Origin of the sequence: Candidatus Pelagibacter communis, from assembly GCF_001180225.1 — a bacterium.
GTDB classification, from domain to species: Bacteria; Pseudomonadota; Alphaproteobacteria; order Pelagibacterales; family Pelagibacteraceae; genus Pelagibacter; species Pelagibacter ubique_D.
On record NZ_CVST01000016.1, the window covers coordinates 1 to 538 of the forward strand.

A 538-nucleotide genomic window follows, 5' to 3' on the forward strand; every position below is an offset into this window, starting at 1 on the left:
TTCTTATCATCTAAACAGATAAATGATTTTCCAAAAGATGGAACCTTCTCAACAAAATCAATAAAATATTTATTTAATTTTTTCATCGAATTATAAAAATCCATGTGCTCTCTATCAATGTTAGTTATGATAGAGTAAGTTGGCGGTATAAATATAAAGCTACCATCAGACTCATCTGCCTCCAAAATAGACCAATCACTTTTACCTAATTTTGCTGTATTATTGATTGAATTTATAACTCCACCATTAATAATCGTCGGGTCTATTTTTGTATTTTGAAAAATTGATGCAATTAAAGAAGTAGTTGTTGTTTTGCCGTGAGATCCGACAACTACAATATTTTTAGACAGAGACACAATGTTTGCTAGCATTTCTCCTCTTTTGTATATTGGTAGACCTTTTGATTTTGCTTCAATTAATTCTGGGTTATTTTGTTTAATTGCTGAAGAAACAACCAAAATTGTAGCCTTACTTATATTCTGTTTTTTATGTCCAACGTAAACTTTGATTTTTTCTTTTCTAATCCTATTAATATTTT

Annotated in this window: 1 protein-coding gene; it reads right to left on the minus strand. The window is 28.6% G+C overall.

All coding sequences use genetic code 11. The annotated features are described in order from the left end of the window. Positions 1 to 538: Mur ligase family protein (locus tag AMN99_RS01410; RefSeq protein ID WP_256998090.1), on the minus strand; the 538-nt coding region annotated here is incomplete at both ends.